Genomic DNA, 1,406 nt, shown 5'->3' on the forward strand with positions numbered 1-1,406 from the left:
CCTGCTCCCGAACAGACGGCTCTCGAGATGGTGACGCTCGACAGCCTGGTGCCGAAGGATCACCTGCTTCGCAAGATTGATGCGGTGATCGACTTTTCCTTCATCCATGATCGCGTTGCGGGGCTTTATTGCTCCGACAATGGTCGCCCGCCGCTCGATCCGACCTTGATGTTCAAGGCGCTGTTCCTCGGCTACCTGTTCGGTGTGCGTTCGGAGCGTCAGTTGGTGCGCGAGATCGAGGTGAATGTCGCCTATCGGTGGTTCCTGCGCATGAAGCTGACGGCCCCGGTCTTCGATGCCTCCACGCTATCGCAGAACCGCCGCCGCCGCTTCAACGACACGTCGGTGGCGCAAGATATCTTCGATGCGATTGTGGAGCAGGCGATCCGCCACGGTCTGGTGGATGGCACGGTGCTTTATACAGACTCGACCCATCTGAAGGCCAATGCCAACAAGGGCAAATATGATCTTGAGATGCTCCAGAAGTCGCGTGCCGACTATTGGGCCGATCTCGACCGGGCGATCGAGGTTGAGCGGGCAGCGCATGGCCAGAAGCCGCTGAAGGAAAAGAACCGCGAGCCGGAAGTGAAGGAAACCAAGGTCAGCCGCACCGATCCCGACAGCGGTTACATGGTGCGCGACGGCAAGCCCAAGGGCTTCTTTTATCTCGATCATCGCACCGTCGATGGCGGCCATGCCATCATCACCGATACGCATGTGACGCCGGCCAATGTGCATGACAGCATCGTCTACCTGGAGCGGCTCGACCGGCAGCGCCAGCGCTTCGAGTTCAATGTCGGTGCGGTTGGGCTTGATGCGGGCTATGCCACAGCGGGCATTGCCAAAGGCCTGGAGGACAGAGGCATTCTCGGTGTGACCGGCTATCGCAATCCAACCCCGCCCCGGGACGGGATGATGCGCAAATCAAAGTTCGTCTTTGAGCCGGAAAGCGACGGCTATCGTTGCCCGGAAGGTCAACTGCTCCCCTATGCCACCACCGATCGCGACGGCTACAAGCACTACCGCTCGGACCCATCTGTTTGCCGCGACTGTCCGCTTCTGGCGTCGTGCACGTCGAATGCCAAGGCGGAACGGACCATAACCCGCCATGTCTGGGCCGATGCCCGCGAGCGAGCCGACGCCCATCGCAAGACAGCCTTTGGCAAGGCCATCTACAAGCGACGAAAGGAGACGGTCGAGCGCTCCTTTGCCGACGCCAAACAGCTCCACGGGCACCGATACGCCCGCTTCCATGGCCTCATCAAAGTCCAGTGGCAATGCCTTCTCGCCGCAGCAGCGCAGAACATCAAGAAGATCGCAATGGCAATGACGAAAGCCCCAAAACCAGCCTGGGGATGAGGGCACAGGTCCGATGGAGATCACGAAATCCACGAACAAAACACCAC

1 protein-coding gene is annotated in these 1,406 nt (G+C 60.0%); it reads left to right on the forward strand.

Going from position 1 to position 1,406, the window contains the following annotated elements; all coding sequences use genetic code 11:
* Positions 1–1,359: IS1182 family transposase (locus ACFSE1_RS19415; RefSeq protein ID WP_377405311.1), on the forward strand; the 1,359-nt coding region annotated here is incomplete at its 5' end.
* Positions 1,360–1,406 lie beyond the last annotated feature (47 nt).

This window comes from Affinirhizobium helianthi (genome assembly GCF_042680945.1).
Lineage (GTDB): Bacteria > Pseudomonadota > Alphaproteobacteria > Rhizobiales > Rhizobiaceae > Neorhizobium > Neorhizobium helianthi.